This is a genomic window from Pseudoalteromonas sp. HM-SA03 (assembly GCF_002289345.1).
Lineage (GTDB): Bacteria > Pseudomonadota > Gammaproteobacteria > Enterobacterales > Alteromonadaceae > Pseudoalteromonas.
The window spans coordinates 25884-52084 of sequence record NZ_NSDG01000081.1 but is presented as its reverse complement, the minus strand read 5'-3'; the positions used below and the strand labels follow the sequence as shown (position 1 = coordinate 52084).

18 protein-coding genes are annotated in these 26201 nt (G+C 43.4%); 8 read left to right on the top strand and 10 right to left on the bottom strand.

The genetic code is table 11. The features are described 5' to 3' along the window. The 3 genes from CKO50_RS16060 to tmk are packed head-to-tail and all read right to left on the bottom strand — an operon-like array spanning position 1 to position 1890. Entirely contained in the window at positions 1-324 is a 324-nt protein-coding gene (locus CKO50_RS16060; protein WP_095728973.1) for a PilZ domain-containing protein, read from the bottom strand. 11 nt (positions 325-335) lie between these two features. Next, entirely contained in the window at positions 336-1244 is a 909-nt protein-coding gene (gene holB / locus CKO50_RS16055) for a DNA polymerase III subunit delta' (RefSeq protein ID WP_095728972.1), read from the bottom strand. After that, entirely contained in the window at positions 1237-1890 is a 654-nt protein-coding gene (gene tmk / locus CKO50_RS16050; RefSeq protein ID WP_095728971.1) for a dTMP kinase, read from the bottom strand. Before tmk ends, holB begins: the two co-directional genes overlap by 8 nt. A 237-nt stretch (positions 1891-2127) precedes the next feature. Between tmk and CKO50_RS16045 the strand changes: the two genes are divergently transcribed. The 4 genes from CKO50_RS16045 to CKO50_RS16030 all read left to right on the top strand — a co-directional run bounded on the left by CKO50_RS16045 (position 2128) and on the right by CKO50_RS16030 (position 6524). Continuing rightward, positions 2128-3312 (top strand): extracellular solute-binding protein, encoded by a 1185-nt coding sequence (locus tag CKO50_RS16045; protein WP_095728970.1) that lies wholly within the window; start codon positions 2128-2130, stop codon positions 3310-3312. Further along, the gene (locus CKO50_RS16040; protein ID WP_095728969.1) at positions 3287-5437 is read left to right on the top strand and encodes an ATP-binding protein; all 2151 of its coding nucleotides are present in this window, start codon (positions 3287-3289) and stop codon (positions 5435-5437) included. Before CKO50_RS16045 ends, CKO50_RS16040 begins: the two co-directional genes overlap by 26 nt. 250 nt (positions 5438-5687) lie before the next feature. Next, positions 5688-6131 carry a hypothetical protein gene (locus CKO50_RS16035; protein ID WP_095728968.1) on the top strand — a complete coding sequence of 148 codons (444 nt, stop codon included), beginning with the start codon at positions 5688-5690 and terminating at the stop codon, positions 6129-6131. Positions 6132-6359: 228 nt separating this feature from the next. Next, complete coding sequence (locus CKO50_RS16030; RefSeq protein ID WP_255230063.1) at positions 6360-6524, top strand: hypothetical protein; 165 nt, start codon at positions 6360-6362, stop codon at positions 6522-6524. A gap of 4 nt (positions 6525-6528) precedes the next feature. On the opposite strand, the gene CKO50_RS16025 is transcribed toward CKO50_RS16030, so the two are convergent. Further along, positions 6529-7419: a LysR family transcriptional regulator gene (locus tag CKO50_RS16025; RefSeq protein ID WP_095728967.1), complete on the bottom strand. Its 891-nt coding sequence runs from the start codon at positions 7417-7419 to the stop codon at positions 6529-6531. Positions 7420-7526: 107 nt separating this feature from the next. Between CKO50_RS16025 and CKO50_RS16020 the strand changes: the two genes are divergently transcribed. Together CKO50_RS16020 and sbcB are read left to right on the top strand one after the other, a co-directional pair. Then, positions 7527-8729: an MFS transporter gene (locus CKO50_RS16020; protein WP_095728966.1), complete on the top strand. Its 1203-nt coding sequence runs from the start codon at positions 7527-7529 to the stop codon at positions 8727-8729. Positions 8730-8930: 201 nt separating this feature from the next. Then, positions 8931-10400: an exodeoxyribonuclease I gene (sbcB, locus tag CKO50_RS16015; RefSeq protein ID WP_095728965.1), complete on the top strand. Its 1470-nt coding sequence runs from the start codon at positions 8931-8933 to the stop codon at positions 10398-10400. A 124-nt stretch (positions 10401-10524) separates the two neighbouring features. Here the strand turns inward: sbcB and CKO50_RS16010 are convergent, their stop codons facing one another. From CKO50_RS16010 to CKO50_RS15990, 6 genes are all read right to left on the bottom strand, one after another. Next, entirely contained in the window at positions 10525-11754 is a 1230-nt protein-coding gene (locus CKO50_RS16010) for a lipoprotein-releasing ABC transporter permease subunit (protein WP_095728964.1), read from the bottom strand. Next, the gene (gene lolD / locus CKO50_RS16005) at positions 11747-12436 is read right to left on the bottom strand and encodes a lipoprotein-releasing ABC transporter ATP-binding protein LolD (RefSeq protein WP_095728963.1); all 690 of its coding nucleotides are present in this window, start codon (positions 12434-12436) and stop codon (positions 11747-11749) included. Before lolD ends, CKO50_RS16010 begins: the two co-directional genes overlap by 8 nt. After that, a complete protein-coding gene (locus CKO50_RS16000; RefSeq protein ID WP_095728962.1) occupies positions 12429-13628 on the bottom strand; it encodes a lipoprotein-releasing ABC transporter permease subunit in 1200 nt (399 codons plus the stop codon). The genes lolD and CKO50_RS16000 overlap by 8 nt, the downstream gene beginning before the upstream one ends. 213 nt (positions 13629-13841) lie before the next feature. After that, positions 13842-13997 carry an Lrp/AsnC ligand binding domain-containing protein gene (locus CKO50_RS24785; RefSeq protein WP_255230080.1) on the bottom strand — a complete coding sequence of 52 codons (156 nt, stop codon included), beginning with the start codon at positions 13995-13997 and terminating at the stop codon, positions 13842-13844. Positions 13998-14077: 80 nt separating this feature from the next. Beyond that, positions 14078-14227 (bottom strand): winged helix-turn-helix transcriptional regulator, encoded by a 150-nt coding sequence (locus CKO50_RS24780; RefSeq protein ID WP_255230057.1) that lies wholly within the window; start codon positions 14225-14227, stop codon positions 14078-14080. A 223-nt stretch (positions 14228-14450) separates the two neighbouring features. Continuing rightward, the gene (locus tag CKO50_RS15990) at positions 14451-14765 is read right to left on the bottom strand and encodes a hypothetical protein (protein WP_095728961.1); all 315 of its coding nucleotides are present in this window, start codon (positions 14763-14765) and stop codon (positions 14451-14453) included. A gap of 723 nt (positions 14766-15488) precedes the next feature. Between CKO50_RS15990 and dapE the strand changes: the two genes are divergently transcribed. After that, the gene (gene dapE, locus CKO50_RS15985; RefSeq protein ID WP_095728960.1) at positions 15489-16793 is read left to right on the top strand and encodes a succinyl-diaminopimelate desuccinylase; all 1305 of its coding nucleotides are present in this window, start codon (positions 15489-15491) and stop codon (positions 16791-16793) included. 34 nt (positions 16794-16827) lie between these two features. Next, on the top strand, positions 16828-26169 hold the full coding sequence (locus CKO50_RS15980; protein ID WP_095728959.1) for a hybrid non-ribosomal peptide synthetase/type I polyketide synthase: 9342 nt from the start codon (positions 16828-16830) through the stop codon (positions 26167-26169). Positions 26170-26201: the final 32 nt, after the last annotated feature.

Here is a 26201-nt window from a genome sequence, read left to right as displayed (position 1 = left end):
CTACATGGTGTAAGTTGGTTTATCTGAATGCAAAGTCGCACCCAAAAGCTTATTTATTTTATCGTTCAGAGCTGGCGCGTCTATAAACGCAACGCCAACGCCTGGTGGATTAGAATTTTGCGCGCCTTGTGGTGTTAACCAAGCAACGACCACTTCAACTTCGTCCGCCTCTAGGGCGTCAGGCAAGGTGACTCTTAGCTTTAGCTCTTGCCCCATATCAAAATGGGCATTGGATTTGATAAATATGCCACCGGATTTCAGAAATGGCATATAACAACGATATAGCTCATCTAAATCTTCAAAATCCGCAAGTAACTCTTGCATGCACCACCTCTTTATAGCTGTTTTTGTAAGGCAAAAAGTAAATTAGAAATGCTAAGGCTCTGATTTAACCCTAGCACATTTTTCTGTTCGTACATAAACCGATGTACTAAGCTCACTAAGTCTTGATACTGGGTAAAACTCAAACCATTTCCTTGTGTCATCGCCCCTTTAAGACGGTTGAGCAAAAAACGGGCGAATACATCGCTCATTGCGCTGTGCTTTAATAAAATCTTTTCAACCGTTTGCGCACTCTCTACTGTTAATTGATTCGCGGCGTGATAAAGCGCAGTCACATCCTCAAGCACACCTTCTTGTTGCCACGCTTCAATAATAAATGGCTGTAGAGAAAATTCATCAAACCAAGAAAAATCACAAGTGACATTTTTAGCAGCCAGCCACTGTGCGGCCTCTGCTTGATTGGGCGAGTGAATCGCCACTTTATTACAACGGCTCAAAATGGTGGCAGGTAACTTACTGTCATCATCGCTGGTAACGACCAAATAACGATTAGCATTTGGCTCTTCAAGTGTTTTTAACAGTGCATTAGCGGCTGAATGGGTCATCAAATGCGCTTGTTCAATCAACGCGACTTTATTGCCACCTTGCTGCGCAGAATGGTTCAAGAAATGCGTAATTTCTCGAATTTCATCCACACCGATTGATTTTCCTTCAGGTACTACACTCAGTCTATCCGGATGATTACCAGCTAAGTTCAAGTTACACGGCTTACATTGTCCACAGGCTGTGAGATTTTGTGGATGTAAGCATAAAAGTGCATCTGCCAAGTGCGCCGCAAGCAGAGACTTTCCCACACCTTTTTTACCCGATAACAACTGAGCATGGTGCAAACGACCATTTTGCTGTGCCCGAGCAAGATAACTCAAAGCGCCGCTGTGCCAACTTGGAAGCAAATTATTCATTGCCATCCACTGTAAGGTGTTTGGCAATCAAGCTATTAAGCAGTTCAATACTTTGCTCAAGTACTTGTGCTTTACTTTGACTAGCATCAATCACGGTGAATCGTTTAGGGTCATTCTTCGCTTGAACGAGATAACCCTCACGTGCACGCTGCAAAAATTGTTGCTTTTCATCCTCGAGTCTATCTAGCCCCTCACCTCGCGATTTGACTCGCTTTAAGCCCTCTTCAGGGTCCAAGTCCAAAATCAAATTCATGTCTGGACGAAAGCCGCCGAGCGCAAGCTGATTAATGGTTGTGATGGTGGCAAGATCTAGCCCTCTTGCATAATGTTGAAAACTAAATGTTGCAGCGTCAAATCGATCAGAAATAACGACTTTGCCTTGCTCAAGTGCTGGAATAATTTTTTCACGAACGTGCTGAGCACGCGCAGCCCCAAACAACATAAGTTCCGTCATGTCTGCCATTTCGGGGGTTGAGGGATCTAGAATGATTTCTCTTATCTTCTCTGAGATCTCTGTTCCACCAGGTTCACGAGTCATCACAACTTCAATACCGCGTTGTTTTAAATGCGCTTCCAATCCGGTAATAACCGTTGTTTTTCCAGCGCCATTGCTGCCATCGCAGACCAGCATAAACCCTTTTTTCATAGCAAGGATGTACTCATCATTCTTATTTGGCTGTTATTTTATCGTGTTTTAGTGAATTATTCACGACTGAAATAGAATTGAATTGTCTAGTAAATTGGATTTGTCATTCTGAAAATAATTTAAAACAGAAAAATTTGGTCTACAATAACAAGCACATCCGATTAGTTTTATGTAAGAAACGCCCTATGCCGAGCAACATTAACATGCCTTTTAGGCTCGTAAAGGAAGCGTATTGATATGCCCGGTAGAATGTTTTGCCTGTTCATGTTACTTCTTCTGGTTTATAGCCCTATACATGCACGTGCAAGTGAACCGCCAGAGATAGATGTCGCGGTAGGACTTGAAAACTTTGATTTTCAGCCGTTATTTGAAGAATTCAGTGCAAAAACGGGTATTAAAGTTAATATTCTTGCCTTTAACAACAATCAGTTGAAAAGCGAGTTATTGTTGTATGCAGATGCCCTGCAGTTACCAGATGCCGTTATTATTCCCAGCGATTATATGGGATTGACGGAACTGCAATTTTCTCAGGTGCCAGAGTATTGGTTAAGCAAAAAGCTCACACACAAAGTCATTGAGAACAGTAAGGTCAATGGTGAGCTTAAGGGCGTACCAATTATGTATGGCAACCATCTTGTACTCTATTACAACCGTGCACTTGTGCCACACCCAATTACCGACTTACAAACCTACGCACAGCAAACTGTTGCAGACAAACCTACGCTCGGCTGGAATTTTTATGAAATGTATTGGTTTGTGACCTTTGCAAACGCGCTTCAGCCTAACCTCATTCAGGCAGGCGTACCACAGCTTGACACCAAAGCGATGCGCCTCGCAATTTCCAATTATCAATCACTTCTCAACAGCGGCATCATAGACGCTGACTGTGTTTACCAATGCTTAATGAATCGCTTTAAGACTGGCAAGCTCGATTACTTTGTGAATGGAATTTGGGCATATCGTCAACTTAAAGACAAGCTTAAAGACGACCTAGCTATCGCGCCTTTACCAAGGTGGGGTAATCATCAGCTGATGTCTCTAGCATCGTCTCATGTACTGGCTTTTCCTGCCAATGGCATAGAATCTAAAAAAGGTCCGCATCTAAAGCAGCTTGTTGACTTTATGCAAAGCCAGAAGGTACAAGATAAACTGTGGGATGAGCTCAATGCGCTGCCAGCAAACGGCGACAGCTTAGCTGAACTTACAAAACGCGGCGACAAAGCACTGTCTCAACTGATTGCCTCTTTGCAAAAAACCTATCCACAACCGAATGAACCAATTATGGCCTATATTTGGGAAGCTATGTTAAAGGGACTAACACGCTATTTAGGTGGTGTGTATAGTGTCGAAGAGACGACGCAATATATGCAATTTATCGTCACAAAGTCGGGACAGAATGAAAGCAAATCGCAGCATCGTTGATGAAATAAAAAGAAAAATTACGGCATTATTCTCTCTCTTCCTCGTTGTACTGGTTGCGATGGTTGGCTTTTCCCTGATGCAACAAAAAGCAACCTTAGAGCAAGAAGATGTTAAACGCACTGGCGCAAGTCTTATCAGCGATTTTAAAGCGCAAATCAATGAGCTTATCTATCAAGTTGCACCGTTAAGTGAAGACCATATTTTATCTACCTTACCGAGCGATCTACTGTTTACTCAATACGCGGTTAAAGCGCTAACTAACTTAGTCGACAATACCGACATGGTGAAGTCTGCGTTTATCAACGACGGCTCTGTGTTTACCGTAGAAGGATATCCTTTTGATACCCTACGTTGGAACAATTCCGTATTTAGTGAGCATGCTAACAAGGTCCTTTCGCAACAGCGACGCACATTAAAAATCGACAAGCTAGTTGTTCCTATTGAAAGCATCGAGCAAAAACCGTCTGATCAGGCCAAGTTGTTTCTCGCTATTCCCCTTAGACAAAAATTGTCGTCGTTAATGCGTCCTTACAAATATACGGGTGTAATTTTTCTAGAAATCGATCTTGGAGCATTTTTAGATTCCAATCGGAAAAAAGGCTCTATCTGGCTCACAAGTCAAGACCTTGTGCTTGAGGGAACACATTCCTCAGATGCCACTGAAGGAGTATACCGCAGTGCTATTTATTCACTAGAAGACGATTTTGTTGAACTTGATTTACAACTACAAAGAGAAGCCGAAGTATACAGTAACGATATTTTACGCGCAGTGTTATACATAGTACTTATCGGCTTGATGCTCGTGATATTACTTACCTGGTATTTACGCCGATTAGCAAAACGGTTGACCAATCCGATGCAAGCACTTGAACGCCATTGCGAACGATTGAAACGAGGACATTATATTTCTGCAACAAGCGATTTTGAATTTAGAGAGCTAAGAACGCTTCAAGTGACCCTCAACCAACTTGCGAAACAAATTAAGGAGCAGATAGGCTCTCTTGAAAATGAAAAAATAAAGGCGCAAAGCTCAGAGCGTGCAAAAAGTCACTTTTTGGCAAATATGAGCCATGAATTAAGAACGCCACTTAACGGTATTTATGGTGTATTCCAGTTAATGAAGCACCATCGAAATGCAGCAGACTCCAAGGATCTCATTGCACAAGGCATGATATCCACAGAAACATTACTTAGCTTACTCAATGACTTACTTGATTTCTCTAAAATTGAAGCTGGTGAACTAAAAATGGAGTCAGCAACGGTGGATGTCAAAAGTATTGTCACTGAAGTAAAACAAGAGTTTGTCCATACTGCTAATGCTAAACAAATTGACCTTATTATTCATACTGAGGAGCTCGCAAACCCTTATCGACTCGGTGACTCGCTGCGTCTAAAGCAGATACTACGAAATTTAATATCCAATGCCGTTAAATTTACCAGTGATGGCTCTGTAACCGTTATACTGCAAGATGGCGGCAAGCATCTCTCCATTCGTGTAATAGATACTGGCGCTGGTATTTCCGAAATCGCGCTAAAGAAGCTATTTAATCGATTTCAACAGGCAGACTCGTCGACCACCAGAAAGTATGGAGGAACCGGTCTTGGACTTGCAATTGTAAAACAACTCGCCGAGTTAATGGACGGCCGTGTTACGGTGACGAGTCGAGAAGGTATTGGTAGTGAATTTACAGTTGAACTCGTACTCGATATTTGCGACGCACCTGAACGCTCCACCATTCAAGACTTGCAAGCTATACCCGCCTTGAAAGATAAAAACCTGCTACTTGCTGAAGATAATCCACTTAATCAAAAAATATTTAGTGCCATGATTAAACCAACTGGAGCAAATCTTGTCATAGCTCAGGATGGTGAAGAAGCGATTGAGCTTTATCACGAGTTAAAACCAGATATCTTTTTTGTCGATATTCAGATGCCAAAAAAAGATGGCCTAAAAGTATGCTCAGAAGTCAGGGAACAAGATAAAACAACCCCGCTTATTGCTGTCACGGCCAACGTGATGTCGGGAGATTTAGAAACTTATCAACAACTTGGATTTGATGATTACGTCGCAAAACCAATCGATATGAAAAAACTTTATGAAGTAATAAATACGATTGTGAGCTAACGGTCAATTCCACCCCATTTCATGTAGTTAGATGTAATAAGTTAAATTGAAGAAAGTTCACTTAATTTACAATTGAATAACAAGATAAAATTCTTATAATCTTAACCTTAGATAAAAGCGCGGACATTCACCTCAGGTAAACTTCTTCTCGTGCAACATTCAATCAGCATTCAAGCCTTTATACCATCAGCGTTTTACCTGCACTATTTGCATGGTTTCATCGAATGTAATTCCATAGGAGTCAAAAGGAATGACAACCATTGTCTATAACGCGAAAACAGCAGAAATAGCCTGTGATAGTAGAACCACTACCGACAAGATCATCGTTACCGATAACGCTCAAAAGTGGTTTGATTATCACGGTTGGAGAGTGTTTTGCACTGGGCAGACATGTGATATATACAATTTGCAGCACAATTTTTCAAATAATCAATTTGATACAATTGAGAGTTTGGAATTCATCAAATACCACCCTAAAAAAGGCGTATGGTATGGTTGTGTAAAAAGGGGCACCTGTAAATCTGAACCCTTAGCGCAATCTTATGCCATCGGCTCAGGCCAACAAGCAGCCATGTTTGGTTTGCTTAACGGGTATAATACGGTTGAAATCGTTGAGCAAGTTAAACGTGTAGATTTTAGAACAGGTGGTGATATTCATTGCTTTAAAATTACCGACCCTATAGAAAACATATAAGCCAGCGTAAAAGCCCGCTGGCTTTGGGTCACTTGGGTTGGTTATATTACTGAAAGCTCTACCGCAACATTGCTACGAGTAGCATTTATACGGACAAGTTTCGTTAGCTTTTTCAAGGATTTAACGCACTATATCTTTGCCTAAATCGCCAACCGATACCGCCAATTTCACCGCTATCCTGAAGCCTTGCTTTGTATCGTTAAAGACGAAAAAGATAAGCGCAAACGAGTGGTAAAACGACAAAGTAAGGGCCACGATTTGCAACATCAGGCTGCCACAATTCCCGAGCAGATCCACTGTAAGTTTCCAAGTATCGACAAGCAAAAAGCACAAGCACTTATTGAATTACTAGATTCGCTCAATGGTGATTTGGCTGGCAGTAGAAATCAATAGATAATCATTGTAGCGCGCGTTCTAAATGTGCCAAAAACGCAGATATTTTTTTGGCCAGATGTTTCCGGCCAGCATAGAACGCATAAAGTACAAGGTCTTCCGGTTGCTGCTCTAACTTAAGTGGTACCAGCGCGCCTGACTCAATTTCTGCTTTACAGGAGTTCAACGGCAAGATGGCAAACCCAACCCCAGAAAGCGCGGCAGACTTAGCTATAAACCCACTGTTTACCCTAAAGTTTGATTTAACATTCGCCGTTGTTAATCTTCTTTCATTGTTAGTAAATATCCAAGGTGTACCGTTTACTGCGGTAAGGGTTGAAATACAAGGTAGAGATTGTAAATCTGCTAATCTATACGGCGAAGTATGCTTTTCTAGCAAGCTGGGAGCTGCCACTACGACGCTTGGTAATCGAGCCAGCTCTTTAACCACCCAATTGCTATCCTCAAGCTTGCCACGATGAAAGTAGAGCACGACATCAAAACCATCTAAGAGATTTTCTCTTGGACTCAGGCTGGTATCACAACTTATTGAAATTAATGGATGCGCAGCGCAAAAGGTTACCACTGCTTGGCCAAGGATGGGGATATCTGGCATTACTATACGCAAATGACCCATTGGCGTAGAGGCGTGTTTATTGACTTCTAGCAACGCATCCGACAGCGAATCGATTAACGGCTTAGTACTCGCATAAAGCTGCTCTCCCGCCTCAGTCACTGAGATCCGTCTTGTTGTTCGTTCCAACAATCTTGCATCAAGCTTTTCCTCAAGTAGTGCGATATGACGACTTACGTTGGAGGTAGGGATACCCAGAAACTCTGCTGCTTGTTTGAAGCTTAAGCATTCATAAACACAGTGGAAACTGTTAAGCCACTGAGGGTCAATCTGATCAATCATTTTATTAGCCCAAAATATGGGTTTATAAATTCAATAATAGACACTTTATTACCTTATTAAGGCTAATACAATCAAGACTTCTTTGTTTATATCAATTAAGGATGTCTATGTTTTCAGCTTCAATGACCACCTTAGCAAGCCCAAAAGCAAAATTTGGGTTATGTTTTGTCATCCACTTTTTAATCGCGTTAGATGCATTAATCATCGTGCCCTTTAGTGCAGAAATGGCGCTAAGTTCAGGTACCAGTCCATCAAATTCAGGACTACTCGTTTCAGCTTATGCAATTGCCGCTGCTTTTGCTTGCTTATGGGTGCGTGGTACCGGCAACCTTTCAAAGGAGAAATACAAGATCTTTATTTTTCTGTTAGCAACTACGTTGTTAACCTTGCTTACTTCAGCACTCAATAGTTTTTATATCCTACTGTTCGTACGTGCGTTGACTGGCATTTGTGGCGGCGTACTGGTAGTACTCAATCTCAACTTAGTGATCCAGATAAGCCATGAAAACGACAAGAAAAAAGACACCGCGATACTGCTAAGTGCCTTTCCACTCGCCTTGGCAATTGGGATCCCTGCGCTATTATTTATCACAGCAAATCAAGGCTGGCAGTTGGGGTTCTTGATACTGGGAAGTAGCTTAGCCATTACAGCGCTATTATTTACATTTATATTTCTCTCAAACATAAAGCAAGCTTCGCAAAGCAGCGATAGCACCCCAATACCAAGCAACGCCTTTAACCCGACCAAAACTCTTAAGTACGCGCTATTCATCGCATTTTTTGTGGTGCTAAGTACATTTGCAGTTTCAACTCAATTTCCGGTGATGCTAATTACCAACTTAAACATCTCAAGCTCGATGCTAAGCGCGAGCTATTTATTTAGTGGTGTGTGTTCGTTTGTTGCAGTTCAGCTATACGCTCGAAGTAAGCTAAACAATCACACAACCTCATACTTAATATACTTTCTTAGTGCCTTGATGATATTGGCGGCCTTGTTTGGTTTTACTATAGGCTCAACTATTTTTGCAGCCGGACTTTTTACCTTGTTTGTGATTGCAAGCGCTACCCGCTCTATGATCTTAGTGACAGAACTCATAACCTCACTTCACGCAGAAGAGCGTAGCACCTTTATTAGTCTGCAAAATGCGATACAGCACTTTGCGATAGCCTCTGGCGGCACTATTGCAAGTTTGCTAGTCACGCCCCGCGAAAACCACACACTTAATTTTAATGTCTTGATTGTAGTTTCAGCTCTATTAATAGTTATAACAGTTGCTATGTGGAGAAACTTTCAAAGAAAGCGCTTTTAATCGCGATTTAGTGATTGAACAATAGGTAATTGGGCAGTTTGATTGTCAATAAGTGACGTAGCTTCCCCAATTACCGCTCTGATTTGTTTTAATAAGACAATCCGCCATGGTTATGCCTTACTCTAAGCGCGCCTCTATGCGATAATGCCTATCTATCGGTAACTAAAACAAACAAAAACAGTAGAATAACTTTTTGATTTTATGACAAATACAAACCAATCAGATACACCAAATAATGCCCAGAACATCCCAACTATTTTCTGGCACGACTACGAGAGTTGGGGGGCGACGCCACAAAAAGACAGGCCAAGTCAATTTGCTGGGATCAGAACGGATCTAGACCTCAATATTATTGGTGAGCCACTGATTGAGTATTGTCAACCAGCGCCTGACTATCTCCCGCATCCTCAAGCCTGTTTGGTCACTGGGATCACACCACAGGTAGCACTAAAAAAAGGCCTGACCGAGGCCGAGTTTATGGCAAAGATCCACGCTGAATTTGCAAAACCACAAACCTGCGTTGCCGGATATAACAGTATTCGGTTTGACGATGAGCTGACCCGTTATAGCCTCTATCGTAATTTTTATGATCCCTATGAGCGTGAATGGCAAAATGGCAATAGTCGTTGGGACATCATAGATCTGGTAAGAGCCTGTTATGCGCTTCGCCCAGAAGGAATAGAATGGCCAACCAGAGAAGATGGCAATCCGAGTTTTAAACTGGAACACTTAACCGTCGCCAATGGCATTGAGCACGGCGCAGCGCACGACGCCTTGAGTGATGTTACCGCAACGATTTCACTGGCAAAATTGATTAAAGCCAAGCAGCCAAAACTGTATGAGTTCTACTTTAATCACAGACATAAAAAAGCGGTATCGAGCCTAGTCGACGTTTTCAATATGCAGCCTCTAGTACACGTTTCTTCTATGTTTCCAGCACAACAGGGTTGCACCACTTGGATTGCCCCGATGAGTTTTCACCCGGTCAATAACAATGCTGTGATCTGCTTTGACTTAACGCAGTCGCCGCAAGTGTTGAATGACCTTGACGTTGAGGCGCTCAAACAACGACTTTATACAAAACGCGGTGAATTGGGTGATGATGAACTCCCAGTTGGATTAAAACTAGTACATATCAATAAATGCCCGCTGGTAGCACCAGCTAAGACCCTCCTGCCAGAAAATGCAGCAAGGCTTGGAATTGACCGCGAGCAATGCCTTGAAAACTTAAAGTACCTTAAAGCACGTCCAGAGCTAAGGGATAAAGTTGCAGAAGTCTTTAGCGATGAAAAGGGATTCGAGAAACCAAGTAATCCGGATTATCAACTCTACGATGGTTTCACCAGTAAGGCCGATAAAGCCAAATTTGCAATCATTCGCAATGCATCGCCTGAAGAGTTGGCAACCATTGAACTGGATTTTGAAGACAGTAAATTTAACACTTTGCTGTTTCGCTATCGTGCAAGAAACTGGCCGCAGTCGCTCTCACCTGTAGAGCTTGATAAATGGCGTAAATATTGCCAAAACAAGTTGATGCATAATGAAGATAACCCTTCAATTTCAGCCGAAGATTTTATGCTGGAGCTTGAAAATTTAGTCGCAGAGAATGAAGGTAATGAGCGCAATATGCAGATCTTAAAAGCCCTTTATCATTACGCTCAAAGCTTGTAATTGGTGGGTTTTCGACCTATAGGTGTCGGCTCATTAGATGTCGGCCTAAAGGCCGACCTACAATGCGCATGTCATGGCAAATGAGATGAAGCCATGACGAATGGACGTGTCGGCCCATTAGATGTTACCCATTTCCCAGGACCTTGGCAGGATCCGTTTTGGTGGCTTGCCAAGCGGGATATAAGCTTGCGACGACTGCCATAACAAAAGTCGTGACTAAACTGATATAAATGTCTGTCCAAATTATTTTGCTCGGTAAGTATTCAATAAAGTAGACGCCTTCAAGCGGATTGCTATCACTCATATTGATCCAAGCTTTAAAAATATCGGGAATATTAATAGCAATAAAAATGCCGATCCCAGTGCCTAGCAATGCACCAATCCCTGCATACGTCACACCTTGTAGCGCAAAAGTCGAAAAAATCGTACTGTCCTGTGCGCCCATGGTTTTCAAAATAGCGATATCCGCCCGCTTTTCTTTTACTTCCATCACCATAGAAGAGACGATATTAAAGCTCGCTACAGCGATGATCAGAAATACCACGAGATAGACGATAGTGCGCACCATCTGAATATCTTGATACAGTCCGCCTTGCGTGCGAAACCAAGACGATACGTACACTAAATCAGGTAATGCCCTACCCGCTGATGTCGCGATTTGTTGTGCCTGAAACACATCACTCACCTTGGCACGCAAATCCGTTACTTGATCTTCTCTAAAACCCATCACTTCTTGCAGTGCGTTAAGTGGCACTAAGGCTAATGTTTGGTCAAGTGGTCCGCCCATATCGATAAGCCCCACCACCGTCGCCGTTAATCGCTTTGGCGCAGCGAGCGGGTTATCCGAATGTTTGTTAGCAACCAAGAGTTGGATATTATCGCCAGCCACGACGCTAAGCTTGTCAGCTATCCCTTTGCCGATGATCACTTCACCCGGTTTTAGTGCCTTTAGTTCTGAGTCTTTTATAAAATCACCTATGCTCGACACCGTATGATGCCTATTCGGTGCGATCCCTTTTAACTGCGCCGCTTTTAAGGTGCCTTTGTATTGCAGCATGGCTGTTAAGTTAATTTCAGCCGTCGCGCTTACGACGCCACGCTGACCCTCCAAGAGCTCTACTTTTTGCTGCCACGCTTGAATAGGGTCGTAAGGTGCTTGATAACTCACTTGCGGCACCACCGACAACAGGCGCTGCTCTAATTGTTCTTCAAAACCATTAATCACAGAAAGTGCGACTATCAATACTGCCATACCCAGCATTACACCAAGCGTAGAAGCACGGGTTAAAAAACCAATAAAGCCAAGCTGACGTTTAGACTCTCTAAAGCGTTTGCTTAAAAAATAACTAAGCATGCTGATACACACCTACTTTGCCATCGTCCAGTTGCACTGCACGACCAAGCTTATCTGCCAACTCTAAGTCGTGTGTTACAACAACAAAGCTGGTTTTTAGTTGCTGATTGAGTTCAGCTAGGAGGTCATAGATCCTAAGCGCATTATGCTTATCAAGGTTGCCGGTTGGTTCATCAGCTAGCACCAAATCAGGTTCTGTTACTAACGCTCTCGCTATCGCAACACGCTGTCTCTCCCCCCCAGAAAGCTCTGAAGGCTTATGATCAGCACGATGACTCAAGCCCACTTTATCGAGCATGTGTAATGCTTTTTCTCGGGCTTGTTTTGCTTTATTACCGGCAATTAATAACGGCATCGCCACGTTTTCAACCGCGCTAAATTCCATCAACAAATGATGAAACTGATAGATAAAACCCAAGTGCTTATTTCTGAATTCCGCCTGCTTTTTACGTGACAGCTTACCAACTTCCACACCTTTAATTTTTACACTGCCTGTGGACGCTTTATCCAAGGTACCTAGAATATGCAGTAAAGTACTTTTACCTGAGCCCGAGCTACCTACAATTGCAAGCATCTCACCTTGGGTTACAGATAAATCAACGCCTTTTAATACCGTTACTTCGGCTTTACCATCTTGGTAGCTTTTGACCAAATCTTGGCAGTCAATGACTAAATCACTCATATCTTAATACCTCTGCTGGCAGCACACTCGACGCGCGTTTAGCTGGATACAAGGTTGCTAAAAAGCTTAGCAATATGCTGCCCACTGCCATAATCGTTAAATCTGTTAGTTCTATTTTGATCGGAAGTTCAGCGCCACCAAGCAACTGAAGGCCTGCGAGGTGGAGCACCTCATTAATATTGTTCGAAAGCAATAATCCACCAGCAACACCAATGAGTGTGCCAAAAACGCCGTTATACATCCCTTGCGCCATAAACACTTTTGCTATCATTTGGGGTGTAAAACCAAGCGTTTGCAAAATAGCTACTTCCCCTTGCTTCTCACTCACCATCATAGATAGCGCTGAAATGATATTAAACACCGCCACTATCACAATAAGACCAAGCAGTAGCGACATAATGCGCTTTTCCATTGCAACCGCCGCAAACAATGTGCCTTGCTGAGTTTGCCAATCTTGCGTCTTGAGCCCCTGCAACAAGCTGTCCGCTTGCTGATAAAAATCTGGCAGGCTAAAAGCATCATATAAATGAATGTTAAGGTCGTATTGCTCTGGCTTCTTACGCATTAGCCGCTGTAAACTCTTCCCATCGGCAAATGCCAAATAAGTATCAGCTTCGCTTTGGCCATCATATATCGCAGCTACGGTGAATAAGCGCTGCGTCGGCGTGCGGCCAAGTGGTGTGTATGTGGTGAATTCAGGCATGATCACGCGGAGTTGTTGACCAACGCTTACGCCAAGTTTATTGGCTAAATAGCGACTCAGGGCCACTTGGTATTTTTGCTCGTACAATCGAGTTAAGCTACCTGCACGTACAGATTCATCTAACGCTGTTTCATACCCTTGAAATAGCCCTTGAAGTTGTACACCCACCAAGTCTTGATTGGTTTGTAGAATTACGTCACTTGCAACATATGGCGAAACTTGCTTAACCAACGGATGGTTTTCAATGGCTTGTAATTTATTTTGATCAAGTTGCTCATTTTCTTTAATTTGCACATGCGGGATCAAATCAAGCATGGCGGCTTTTAAGGTTTGCTCGAAGCCATTCATCACTGAGCTGACGGTGATCAAACTCATCAAGCCAAGGGCGATACCCGCAATTGAGAAAAATGAGATAAACGATATAAATGCATTGCCTTTCGCAGCACGGCTATATCTTAACCCAACAAAGAGGCTAACTGGTTGAAACATAATCTATCTCGTAAAAAACTGCTGCACGGATACTAACATACTCAAAACCAGATTGATGGCAGGATTGCTATAAAAAGTGTGACAAACTATAAATTTTTTTTGACGTTTAGCTGTGCATTGCTAATTCCGTCAAAACTTTATCGCTCGCCATACTTAGCGATTACCTTTTGCGGATCTGATATGGCACGTTTCTACGTTCGACTATTGTTGATTTCACCACCGATGTGTAGGTATCGCCCAGCCCAGCGTGGAAACTTTATCCAGAATTTCGTCTAACTTAGGCATACTCTCAAAACACAGCCTCACATAAAAACAATCCTCTCCCGTCCCTTTGTCACATTCAATCACTTCCGGAATATTTTGGATCATCGCTTCAAGTCGTTTTAGTTTACCGGGATGCTGACGAATACGCACAATCGCTGTCAGCGGGTAATCAAAGCTTTCTGGGTCTAATTCAATACTGTATATTTACTAACTACCCCATACTCTTCCATACGTTTCATGCGCTCATTCACACTCGGTGAAGACATATTCACAGCACGAACCATTTCAGCAACAGACACTCGCTGTTGTTTTCTAACAGCGCTTAAACGCCACATTAATTGCTATTCTTTCTTTTATTTATCCGGTCGAGGCGCAGTTTGTAGATTGTATTCAACCACACGACTTCGATGCTACAAACGCTTGGGATTGTCTTAATCTTAACGGCAGTCAGCGCGATCGGAAATTAGGCAAGTAATTTAGCTAATTTGAACTTCAAGGAAATAGAGTGATAAAAGCAGAGTAAAGTGCAAACACTTTGCTCTGCTGCTGTTGGCTAGCTTACTGCTCTAAGTAACAAATAACCGCAGCTTGCTTAGGGTTGCTTTGAGTATCTTCAATCAGATAGCTCGCTTTTTTACTGTTTTGGCATAAACACATGTCGTAATGACTGATCATGTAAGCATTACCGACCGCATCCTCATCTGTTTTTTGGATGCTACAGGTAGGCTCTCTCCAAATTGGATCCCAGCCACTTTGACCAATGGCAACAATTTTAATGTTTTGTTGTGTAACGAGTGCTTTCGCTTCTTCTACTTCTTGAGCAGACGCAGACAATGCGGTGAACGCAATTAGTGCAGTGATTAGCTTTTTCATTTTTCATCCTTAATTAACAATCAACGCTATAGAAAAACAGCAAAAAGCTGTAACAGTCAAAGTATTGAATAAAAACTCTATAGCGCTTGCTATTTTATTCATTAAATATGACAACTCAAGAATAAATTCATTAAACTTATAAAAACAATTTCAACTTTAAAGCCTCATCACAAAAGCCTTGCCCATTTACGTAATAGCACAACTTTTGGCCCCTCACCATTTAGAATAAATAAACATATAAAACAACAAAAAAACAATAAAAAGAAATAAGAAAAATTAATTCCACTTATCTGAATAGCGCGCTTTATACAATAAACCAGAACAAATTAAAGCGTTACAATTTCATTAACCTAAACACCGTACTTTTTTTAAATTTCGAATAACACAACATATGGATTAAGCAATAAGACACTAACAATGATTATTAAGGATAATTATTTTTTATACATTCAAAATATCGACATATAGAGCATTTACACCAAACTTAATTCAGTAAAATTCAAATATACAAACTAGCTAAACAGTATTGAAAGTAACAAAAAAAATTATGTTATAAAAAGCAACAATTAATTTATTTAGGTCATTTTAGTCAAAATAAAATCATTAGCATCTGAATAATTTCAATGTTTGAATACGCAACTTGTGAACGCCATGTAATTAAAATGTGTACAGCGCCATTTTTAATTACCTATTTACCATACTTCTGCATTAAGGTTTTTTGAGATGAATGACTTTTCTTCAAACACTTGTTTTGAACTTATCTCTGAAGCACAAGAGGATATCGAAGCTCTACATGATGAGCTTCAAGGTATTGATGAGGATAAACATGCCAGCCACCGCGTTGTTGACATCGCGAGACAGTTAATCGCATTTAAATCAGTCACGCCGGATGATGTTGGTTGTCAGCTGTGGTTAGCACAAGAGCTACGGACTTTGGGTTTTTCAATCAAGCACTTACCTGTTCGTGATGTGAGTAACTTAGTTGCAAGCATAGGTAACAATAGTGACGCTAGATTTGCTTTTCTTGGTCATACCGATGTCGTACCAGCCGGAAGTGCACAAGATTGGCAGTTTAACCCTTTTAAGCTGACAGAACACAAAGGCTACCTCTTCGCCAGAGGTATTGTTGATATGAAAGGTGCCATCGCCGCTTTTTTCTGTGCAATCGAAGCTTTGGTGGCAGACTTTGGAGTACCGGAAAAGGAGCTTTGGCTGCTACTCACCAGCGACGAGGAAGGCGAAGCAGAACACGGAACCAAGCGGATCGCTCATTTTTTAAAACAACAACGTATTACGTTTGATTTTACCTTGGTCGGAGAACCAAGCTCAGAAGCGCAAGTAGCAGACACACTGAAAGTCGGTCGTCGAGGCGCTTTGTCTTTTACCGTCAATTTACATGGTAAAAGTGGACATGTGGCTTACCCTCAAAAAGCGACTAATGCCATCCATCTAGCGCAAAATATTATGCAAGGACTATTATCGATGGATTGGTCTAAACACTGTGATAACTTTGACTCAACTACGTTACAATTCACCCATGTAAATTCTGGTGATTTTGTTGACAACATCATTCCAAACCGATGTCAGTTAAATTTCAATATTCGTTATACGCCTGCATACAACGAATATGAATTGGTCCAGCAGGTGAGAGAAACCATCGAAAAGCATACACTCAATTATGCATTAACAACCAGCAACCCCTGCAAACCCTATTACTGCGTAAATAATGATGAGACCCCTTCTCTATCCCTCGCTATCGTCTGTGATGAAATCAATAGCCAATGTCATTTCACACCAAAACTATCGACCGCTGGGGGAACGTCGGATGGCCGCTTTATTGCTGAAATATCAACCTCAGTACTAGAGCTCGGACTGGTGAACAAAACCATTCATCAAGTAGATGAACGCACAACAACATCCGACTTAATCCAGCTTCAACAGCTTTACTATGGCATCTATAAACGCCTGCTCTACCCTACGCTTCATGTTCACTCAACCGCTCAAGATGAACGGCTGCAACTTCGCTAATTAATAGAAAATAGATAACTTCAAGGAATGCATCATGGCAATCGAAAATGAACACGCTGTTCGCCCCGAAAACGACACTCTACCGATAGCAATTATTGGCATGGGTTGTCGTTTCCCCGGTCACGCGAATAGTCCAGAATTGTTTTGGGAAAATATTAAACATGGTGTCGATTGCATCATAGAAACCCCAGAATCTAGATGGAATACCGATACTCATTATTCGTCTGTAAAGGCGAATAAAGGAAAATTAAGCTCAAAATGGGGAGGCTATATCGATGGTATCGATAAGTTTGATCCAGCATTTTTTGGGATCACGCCTCGTGAAGCCGAGTTTATGGACCCTCAACAACGTAAATTGCTGGAGGTAACTTGGGAAGCGTTGGAAGATGGTGGGCAAAAGCCATCTGAACTCGCAGGAGAGTCGGTCGGTGTTTTTATGGGTGGGTTTACGCTTGATTATAAAATCATGCAATTCACTAACCCAGATTTTGACAACATTGATGCCCACACTGCGACGGGTGTCATGATGACGATGCTTTCTAATCGCATCTCTCATACTTTTGACTTCAATGGTCCCAGCATGTCCATTGATACTGCTTGTAGCTCCTCCATTGTCGCGCTAGATATGGCCTGTAAGAGTCTACAGACCGGTGCAAGTAATATGGCGCTCGCAGGTGGTGTGTTATTACATTTGGCACCACAATATACAGTATCCGAGTCTAAAGGCGGTTTCTTATCTCCGACTGGTTTTTCTCATGCTTTTGACGACTCCGCAAACGGCTATGTCCGCGCTGAAGGCGCCGGCGTCGTTGTGCTCAAGCGCTTAGATGATGCGATTAAGGATGGCGACCCAATTCATGCGGTGATCTTAGCCACCGGTGTAAACCAAGACGGTAAAACACAAGGGATCACGGTGCCAAACGGCGATGCCCAATTGCGCTTGATGAAAGAAACCTATGCCAAAGCGAATATTGACCCCGGTAAAGTGCAGTACATTGAAATGCACGGCACAGGCACGCCTGTTGGCGACCCAATTGAAGCAAAGTCAGTTGGTACACTCCTTGGGATCAACCGTGATCAAGACGATAAATGCTACATTGGCTCGGTAAAAACCAACATTGGCCATACCGAGGCAGCCGCTGGTATGGCTGGTTTGTTCAAAGCGGTCAAAGCCATTCAAAACAAACAGATCCCACCGCATTTACACTTAAAATCAATTAATCCTAAGATTGATTACGCCAATGCACCGTATGAAATCCCCACTAAACTTACACCTTGGCCTAAGCATGAAGGTTTAGCCGTTGCGGGGGTAAACTCCTTTGGTTTCGGTGGAACCAATTCCCACGCGGTTATTCAAGAATTTGTTGCGCCAGAAGTACCATCAATGCCTCCAGCAAACGAGAATGGCTTAAAGCTTTATCCACTGAGTGCAAGAGATCAACACGGGATCCATCGTTATGCTAAAGCGCATAATGAATTTTTACAAGACAGCGATGCATCACTCAATGATATTATCTACACATTGGGTGAGCGCCGTGAACACCATCAATATCGTCATGCAATTTGTTTTAAAAATGCAGAGGATCTGCAACAACAACTGCAAACATTAAGTCATGATGCTGAATTTGCGGCGGCCAGTACATTGCGCACACTGAAAAAAGATGAGCAAAAACTCGTGTGGGTTTTCACCGGCATGGGGCCACAATGGTGGGCAATGGGCCGTGAGCTGTACCAATCAGAGCCAACTTTTAAAGCGATGATCGATGAGTGTGATAGCTATATGTCAGCGCTTACAGATTGGTCATTGGTTGATGAAATGCTTGCCGATGAATCAGCGTCAAACATGCAATATACTTGGCTTGCTCAAACGGCAAACTTTGCCGTGCAAGTTGCACTTGCAGCAATGTGGCGTCAACACGGCATTTCCCCTGATGTCATTGTTGGCCACAGTACCGGTGAAGCCGCGGCATTTTATGAAGCTGGAGTTTACTCATTAAAAGATGCTTGCACCATCGTAGTCCATCGTAGCCGTTTACAACATCAGTGCCGCAACACAGGAAAAATGATGGCGGTGGGGCTCTCAGACAGTGATGTCACGCCTTATCTCAACGACCAAGTTGAAATTGCAGCGGTAAACAGTCCAAACTCTGTCACCCTAGCTGGTGAAGAAAATGCGTTACACAGTATCGAAGCACAACTGAGCGAAGCTGGTGTGTTTTGCAAGTTTCTCCGTGTTGAAGTGCCCTATCACAGCCAGTTTATGGAACCGATTAAGACCGAATTGCTCGAGTGTTTAGCTGGTATTCAAGCTAACACCGCACATACTCCATTGTATTCAACGGTAACAGGAACACTTGCAGAGGGGCCTGAGCTTGATGCTAACTACTGGTGGCTCAACGTCCGCCAAGCCGTGCGTTTTGTTGATGCCACCCGTGCAATATTACAACAAGGTTACCAAGCATTTTTGGAACTAGGTCCACACCCTGTGCTTGGCGCATCTATTGCCGAAACCGCAGAAGAACAAAGTTGCTCAAGCGTTGTCGTCTCGAGTATGCGCCGTAAATCCGACGAGCAACACACCTATTACCACGCCGTAGCTCAACTGTTTGGTTTAGGCTTTGAATTAAATTGGTCAGCCATAAATGGTCGAGGTAAGTTCACTACGTTGCCAACTTACCCGTTCTTGCAAGAACGCTTTTGGACCGAGCCTGAGTACTTTAATCAAGTGCGTTTAGGGCAAAGTAACCATGCTTTCTTGGGCCGTAAACGCAGTGAAGCTGAACATGTTTGGAACGCGGTAACCGACACAAATCGCGATAGTTTTTTAAGCTGTCACCAAATCCAAGGCAATACCCTCTTCCCCGCTGCTGGCTTTATTGAAATGGCGTATGCTGCAGCCAAAGAGACTTGGGGCAATGGCAGCTATGCACTCGACCACTTTGTCATCGATAAAGCGTTATTTTTGAATAATGAACACGCTCCCAATGTGCAATTCATTCTGCACCATGATGAACCGAATTTTAAAGTGGTAAGCCTTGAAGATGGTAAAACGACCCGCCATGTTCAAGGGACAATCCGCCGAGTACAAAGCGCCAACCTTGCTGAGCCTATTGATCTCAATGCTATTCGTAGTGCCGCTACCAGCGCGCAGCAGCACGATGAGTTTTATGCACACCTAAAAGAGTTTGGTTACGAATATGGTCCATGTTTTAGAGCCATTGAACAGCTCTGGGCAACAGACAACGGCGTGCTTGCCAAAATCTCTTGGCCTACTCAACTTGAGCGAACAACACAATTTACCCTACACCCAAGTCTACTAGATGCGTGCTTCCAGACGTTAGTATTTACAGAGCTTGCAAGTGCTAATGCTCAGCAATTCTCTATCCGCTTACCTGTGATGCTAGAGCAGATCCTGCTTTGCGGGCAGAACAATACTGATTTTTGGTGTTATACCCAAATCACTCATCGTGACGACGAAAAAACGGTCGGTGATTTATACCTCTGTGATGAGTCTGGTCAAGTCTTTGGTGTTATCAAAAACTTTATTGCACAAAGCGTTGACTCCGCTGCAAGTGGGATCACCACCAGAACCATAGATAGCTGGCTTTACCAAGTTAATTGGCTTGCAGAGCCCGAGCAGGAAATACAAGAAACCGACACATCGGGTCGTTGGGTGCTCCTCGCAGATCAATCAGGAACAGCCGAACAGGTAGCCGAACGTTTAGTAAAGCTTGGCCACTCTAGCTGTATCGTTAAATCTGGTGAATACTTTGATATCGACAGAGACCATTGTCATGCATGGCTAGTTCCCGATTCACGGGATCACCTGTCACAACTTATCGAGACTTTGGGCAAACAAGAAATTCGTGGCGTTGTGCATTGCTTTAGTCTAGATAACAGCGCGATAGAATCACTAACTCTTGCTCAACTGCAAAGAGAAAAACGTCAGTCGCTACATTCATTGTTAAATCTAGCCAAAACCGTAATTGAACAAGACTGTAAATTCCCGCTTTACGTGGTAACACGCAACGCCAGCCTCGTTAATAGCGAGCAACTTACCGCGGTGATGTCCGCTTCGTTAACTGGATTTAGCCGAGTGCTCGCACAGCAAGAACTGGTTGATAATTGGGGTGGCCTCATCGATGTTGATGGCCAAAATGATGCCGAACATATCACAGCCAGATTATTAAGTGACCGCCAAGAAGGGGAAGTGGCCTTTAGGGAAAATCAGGCTTATGTTGCTCGTTTAGAGCTGGCAACATCACTTCAACCCGCCTTCCCGACTCGCGTGCAAAGCCATAAAGCACAGTTGATCACTGGTGCATTTGGTTCAATCGGACAGTTAGTTTGTCAGCTACTCGTCGATAGAGGTGCTCGAAATCTTATTTTGCTTGGTAGGAGTCAGTTACCTGAGCGTAAGAGTTGGTCAGAACTTACCTCAACCGACCGTAACTATGAGCGCGTTCGGTTTATTCAACACCTTGAGAGTCAAGGTGTTAATGTCTCATTATGGCAGACAGACTTAACTCGAGAGCGTGAACTTCATGCGGCCCTTGAGTCTTATCATCTAAGTGCACAAGCACCGATCAACGGATTATTTTTCTGTGCTGGTATCGTCAATGACACCTTACTTGACAATATGGATACCAGAGCATTTGACGGTGTGTTTGACACCAAAGCGATTGGTGCGTTGATGCTTCACAAAGCACTCAGTAAAGTTGACCTTGAACATTTTGTACTCTTCTCCTCTGTCGCGGCTCAAGTCACTACCGCAGGACAAACAAACTATGCCTCTGGCAATGCTTTCTTAGATGCCCTCGCCCACTACCGTCGCAATCAGGGTCTTCCGGCGCTGAGTATCAACTGGGGTCCTTGGGCTATTGGTATGATTGAAGAGTTGGGTCTCGCCGAACATTACAAGAACCAAAGGGGCATGAACTGCATCTCACCAAGTGCGGGGATGGCTGTGCTTGAACGTATTCTAGACCAAGAGCAACCTCAACTCTTAGTGTGTGACGCCGATTGGTCCAAAGTAACCAATTGGTATGCAGGAAAGCCGAGTTTATTTAGTCACTTGGCTACCCAGGAAAACGATAAGCAAAGCCACCAAGAGCAAGAGTTTGCTCCTCTATACCAGCAAACAGACAGCGCGCTTCGATTACCGCTTGTTGCCGATCATCTCGCTAACGCTGTCAGCCAAGTATTACGCTGTAAACGAGAGCAAGTGGAATTAGATCTATCGCTCGGTAATCTCGGTATTGACTCTATTATGGCAACAGAGCTGAGAAATAAGATCACCACTCATTTTGGTGAAACCCTAACGATTGTACGCCTTCTAAGTGGTGCATCTATCAACGAATTAAGTATAGAGCTTAATGACAAACTCGTGGAGTCGCTTGGCTTTGAAGTCATAACCACAGAAACATCGCAGGTTCAGCCGGTTTCCGAGACCAAGGTTAACTCTGTTATCGTACCTGATGCCAATGTGGAAGCTGAGTTCCCACTTTCCTATGGACAAAAAGCGATTTGGTTTATCAATCAACTCAACCCAACTAGCGCTTCCTACAATATCGGCGGCGCGATGCACATTCCTAGTGCCCTGAATATCGACGCGCTGAAAAAAGCCCTTAGTGCTGTGGTAGCTCGCCACCCAATGTTAAGAACAAACTTCTTCTTTAAAGATGGCGAACCCTATCAAAGAGTCTGGACTCATCGCGAGGATGCACTGCAAGTCATTGATGTACATGGTAAGTCTTGGGAAGATATTCAACCTATGATGATTGCAGACAATGAACAGCCTTTCGACCTTGAGCACGACCCGCTGTTTAGACTGTATTTGTATAAGCAGAATGATCAAAGCTACTACTTTGCAGTGACGATTTATCACATCATCTCAGATGCATGGTCAAATTACATGTTTATCGATGAAATGCAGTCACTGTATGCGCATTTTGCAAAAAGTGAACCGTTAGCACTCAGCGAGATAACGTCAAGCTATGAAAAATTTGTCGATTGGGAAACACGCTTTGTTCATTCTCCACGTGGCGCGGCAAACTATAAGTTTTGGCAGAATCACTTACCTGCTGAGATCCCCGTATTAGACCTTGCAACCGACAAACCTAGACCTGCGGTACTCACCAACGTTGGTGATTCATATCATTTTGAGTTAGATAAAGCCCTTACGTCTTCGTTAAATGCCCTTGCAAAGGCACAAGGTTCCACCATGTTTATGGCGTTGCTTAGCATCTATTACGCAGTCATGCATAAATATACTCAGCAAGATGAAATCATTATAGGTAGTCCTGTGGCCGGCCGTACAAATCCAGAGTTTTCAAACGTCTATGGTTACTTTGTGAATCCCCTACCGCTATGCGCAAGGTTTGATCCTGAAACGCACTTTACTTCGCTTTTAGCGCAGGTGAAAGACATTACCCTCAACGCACTAGATCACCAAGAATATCCGTTTGCGCTGTTAGTGGATAAGCTTGGTATTGAACATGATGCCAGCCGCTCTACGGTATTTCAGGTCATGTTTGTGATGCTCAATCACCGCGTTGAGCAATCACATATGGATGAAAATAATGTCGCGTACTATAAGGGCTTTCCTATGCAGTTCATGGAACTGCCTGAAGAAGAAGGTCAATTTGACATTACGCTTTCGACCTATGAAGAAAATGGCGTGTTCAAAGGCACATTAAAATATAATACCGATCTATTCGAAACCGAAACGATAGCGCAGCTGGCTCGGGACTATATCGCACTGACGCGAATGGTCGTTGACAGTCCAAATCGGCCACTTTCGGAGCTTGCCTTAACAAGCCCAGACGCAATAGATGCCTTGGCGAGATTTGCTGAAAGTCAACAAAACGCACCTGCATTACCGACTTTGGTCAGCCAAATAGAAAATGCGGCGCAACATAGCCCTGAGCTTCCTGCCCTCAGCATTGCCTGTGCAACAAATGCCGGAGAACTGGCTGCTACTTTGAGCTATTGCGAACTGAACGGTCAGGCAAATCAGTTGGCGCGACTAATTAATTCACAGCTAGATAATCAACCTAGTCAAACGATTGCCTTACATTTTGAAAAATCTATCGCATTAGTTGTTGCTTGTATCGCTACATTAAAAGCAGGTCATCATTTTGTGGTAATTGACCCGCAGCAACCCAATGAACGCAAGCAACTGTTGCTTGAGCAAAGTCGCTGCGCGTTACTACTTTGCGAAGAAGCGCTGACATCAGATTGCCCGACACTACTTTGGGAAAGCTTCCAAAGCCAACGAGATGAAATCAGCGAGCACAATTTGGCGTTAAATCATCAGCCAAATGACATCGCGTATATTGTCTTTACTTCTGGCTCTACGGGTACGCCAAAAGCTGTCCAGGTTAGCCATCAAAACTGGGCGACGATCGCTGTGGACTGGTTAGCCCAATTTGATTTAGCACCCACCTCTCATCATTTACAATTGGCCAGCCCAACCTTTGATGTGTTTTGTGGCGATCTCGCGCGCGCATTTTACAATGCGAAGCACTTAGTGTTGTGTCCTAAAAATATGATGCTGAACATGCCGGTGCTGTATGACCTCATTGAGACACAGCAGATTGATACGGTTGAGTTTGTGCCCTCTGTGGTTCGAAATCTCATCTTATTCGCAAAGCAAAGTCAGGTTGGATTTACCAGCTTACGTAGAGTGATTGTTGGCTCTGAGCAATGGCAAATCGCTGAATACCGCGCACTCAAAGGATTGCTACAAGAAGATGCTCGACTATTTAGCTCCTACGGCACATCTGAAGCAACCATAGACAGTAGTTTCTTTGAGGAATCAGAGCAGTACTTAGAAACCAGTGCAACGGTGCCTATCGGCAAGCCTTTCAATGCAACGCAACTTATCTTGCTCGATAAGCAAAACCAATTAGTATCCAGTAACGCAGTCGGCGAAATTGCAATTGCGGGGCAAGGCGTAAGTCTTGGCTATCTCAATAATCCAGAGAAAAATTCCAGCCAATTTATCCAACTTCCCGTGTCAGAAAATAGCACCCTACGGGTATATAAAACGGGTGATTTAGGTAAATGGGACAGACACGGCAACCTACATATTCTGCAACGTATCGACAACCAAGTAAAAATACGAGGTCACCGCGTTGAGCTTGGAGAAATTGAGTCTAGCATCAACCAGATCCCAGGAATTAAGCGAAGCTATGTAAAAGGGATAGAAGTACATGGGCAAACCCAATTAATTGCCTACTTTGAGTCGGAGCTTGCGGTCGGTACTGAGTTTGTCCTCGAGCAGTTAGAGAATCAGTTACCAAGCTATATGGTACCTAGTAAGCTGGCTGCTATTGATCAATTTCCATTACTGAGTAACGGTAAAATCGATGCAGCGGCATTGCCACAGGTTGAACTCGCCGAGTTGGTAAGAGCATTCGTAGCGCCTGCCACCCTATTTGAGCAGCAGCTCGCTGAGATTTGGTCCAATATGCTAGGGCAAAAATCCATTAGTCTTCATGATGACTTTTTTGCCCTTGGTGGTAACTCTTTATATTTGATTGAGCTAATGGTCAGGATCCAATCAGCCTTCAGCATCAAAATGGAAGTTAATCAGCTATTTAGATTTACAACCTTACATGGCATGGCGAGTGCAATTGAAGATGTAGTAACCGGAAAAGAAACGGGCGCATCCCCTTACCTTATCTTCAATGCGGGCCAAACTGCTCGTTTATTTGCGCTGCCGCCAGCGGGTGGTTACAGCATTGTTTACAAAGCATTTGCCGACGCCTTACCTAACACTGAAGTGATCTCTTTTAATTACCTCGAAAGTGACACTAAGGTTAGCGACTATGCCGACCAAATTATGCAAATTCAACCTCATGGTCCCTATACCCTATTTGGATATTCCCTTGGCGGTAATTTAGCCTTTGAGATTGCTAAGGAGCTGGAAAGCCGGGGTCAACGTGTCGGGGATGTGGTGATCTTAGACTCATTCAGGATCACCGAAACAATCAAAATGCGGGAGCAAGACTTCGCGCACTTTGAGCAAGAGTTAAAAGCACATTTCGCCCGCCACACCGGCTCAAATACGGTACACGAGCATACACTGGCACAAGCTAGAGACTATATTGATTGGTGTTATGAAGTGAAAAATCTAGGTCAGGTTCACGCAAAACTACACTTTATCGTCGAGCAAAATGCACATGTAGAAGCTGCTCGCCTAGCCAGTTGGGATGCAGCGTCGGAAGCCGAGGTCATTACCTATCAAGGTGTTGGTAAGCATGAGGAAATGTTGATGCCAGATATGATGCAGGCAGGCAACGGCGCAATTATGCAAAGTATTCTGCAGAATACCCAAAGCCAAGCGGTAATAGCAACAAACGTGGAGTAACAGCTTGCCCCAAAGCCATCGCTTTGGGGCTT

Excerpts from the sequence above, each read along its gene's own strand:
- CKO50_RS16035 (WP_095728968.1), top strand. The coding sequence starts at position 5,688 with ATGACAACCATTGTCTATAACGCGAAAACAGCAGAAATAGCCTGTGAT.
- CKO50_RS16045 (WP_095728970.1), top strand. The coding sequence starts at position 2,128 with ATGCCCGGTAGAATGTTTTGCCTGTTCATGTTACTTCTTCTGGTTTAT.
- CKO50_RS16000 (WP_095728962.1), bottom strand. The coding sequence starts at position 13,628 with ATGTTTCAACCAGTTAGCCTCTTTGTTGGGTTAAGATATAGCCGTGCT.
- CKO50_RS16020 (WP_095728966.1), top strand. The coding sequence starts at position 7,527 with ATGTTTTCAGCTTCAATGACCACCTTAGCAAGCCCAAAAGCAAAATTT.
- CKO50_RS16060 (WP_095728973.1), bottom strand. The coding sequence starts at position 324 with ATGCAAGAGTTACTTGCGGATTTTGAAGATTTAGATGAGCTATATCGT.
- CKO50_RS15990 (WP_095728961.1), bottom strand. The coding sequence starts at position 14,765 with ATGAAAAAGCTAATCACTGCACTAATTGCGTTCACCGCATTGTCTGCG.
- CKO50_RS15980 (WP_095728959.1), top strand. The coding sequence starts at position 16,828 with ATGGCAATCGAAAATGAACACGCTGTTCGCCCCGAAAACGACACTCTA.
- sbcB (WP_095728965.1), top strand. The coding sequence starts at position 8,931 with ATGACAAATACAAACCAATCAGATACACCAAATAATGCCCAGAACATC.
- CKO50_RS16040 (WP_095728969.1), top strand. The coding sequence starts at position 3,287 with ATGAAAGCAAATCGCAGCATCGTTGATGAAATAAAAAGAAAAATTACG.
- CKO50_RS16010 (WP_095728964.1), bottom strand. The coding sequence starts at position 11,754 with ATGCTTAGTTATTTTTTAAGCAAACGCTTTAGAGAGTCTAAACGTCAG.
- lolD (WP_095728963.1), bottom strand. The coding sequence starts at position 12,436 with ATGAGTGATTTAGTCATTGACTGCCAAGATTTGGTCAAAAGCTACCAA.
- dapE (WP_095728960.1), top strand. The coding sequence starts at position 15,489 with ATGAATGACTTTTCTTCAAACACTTGTTTTGAACTTATCTCTGAAGCA.
- CKO50_RS16025 (WP_095728967.1), bottom strand. The coding sequence starts at position 7,419 with ATGATTGATCAGATTGACCCTCAGTGGCTTAACAGTTTCCACTGTGTT.
- CKO50_RS24785 (WP_255230080.1), bottom strand. The coding sequence starts at position 13,997 with ATGATCCAAAATATTCCGGAAGTGATTGAATGTGACAAAGGGACGGGA.
- CKO50_RS24780 (WP_255230057.1), bottom strand. The coding sequence starts at position 14,227 with ATGTGGCGTTTAAGCGCTGTTAGAAAACAACAGCGAGTGTCTGTTGCT.
- tmk (WP_095728971.1), bottom strand. The coding sequence starts at position 1,890 with ATGAAAAAAGGGTTTATGCTGGTCTGCGATGGCAGCAATGGCGCTGGA.
- holB (WP_095728972.1), bottom strand. The coding sequence starts at position 1,244 with ATGAATAATTTGCTTCCAAGTTGGCACAGCGGCGCTTTGAGTTATCTT.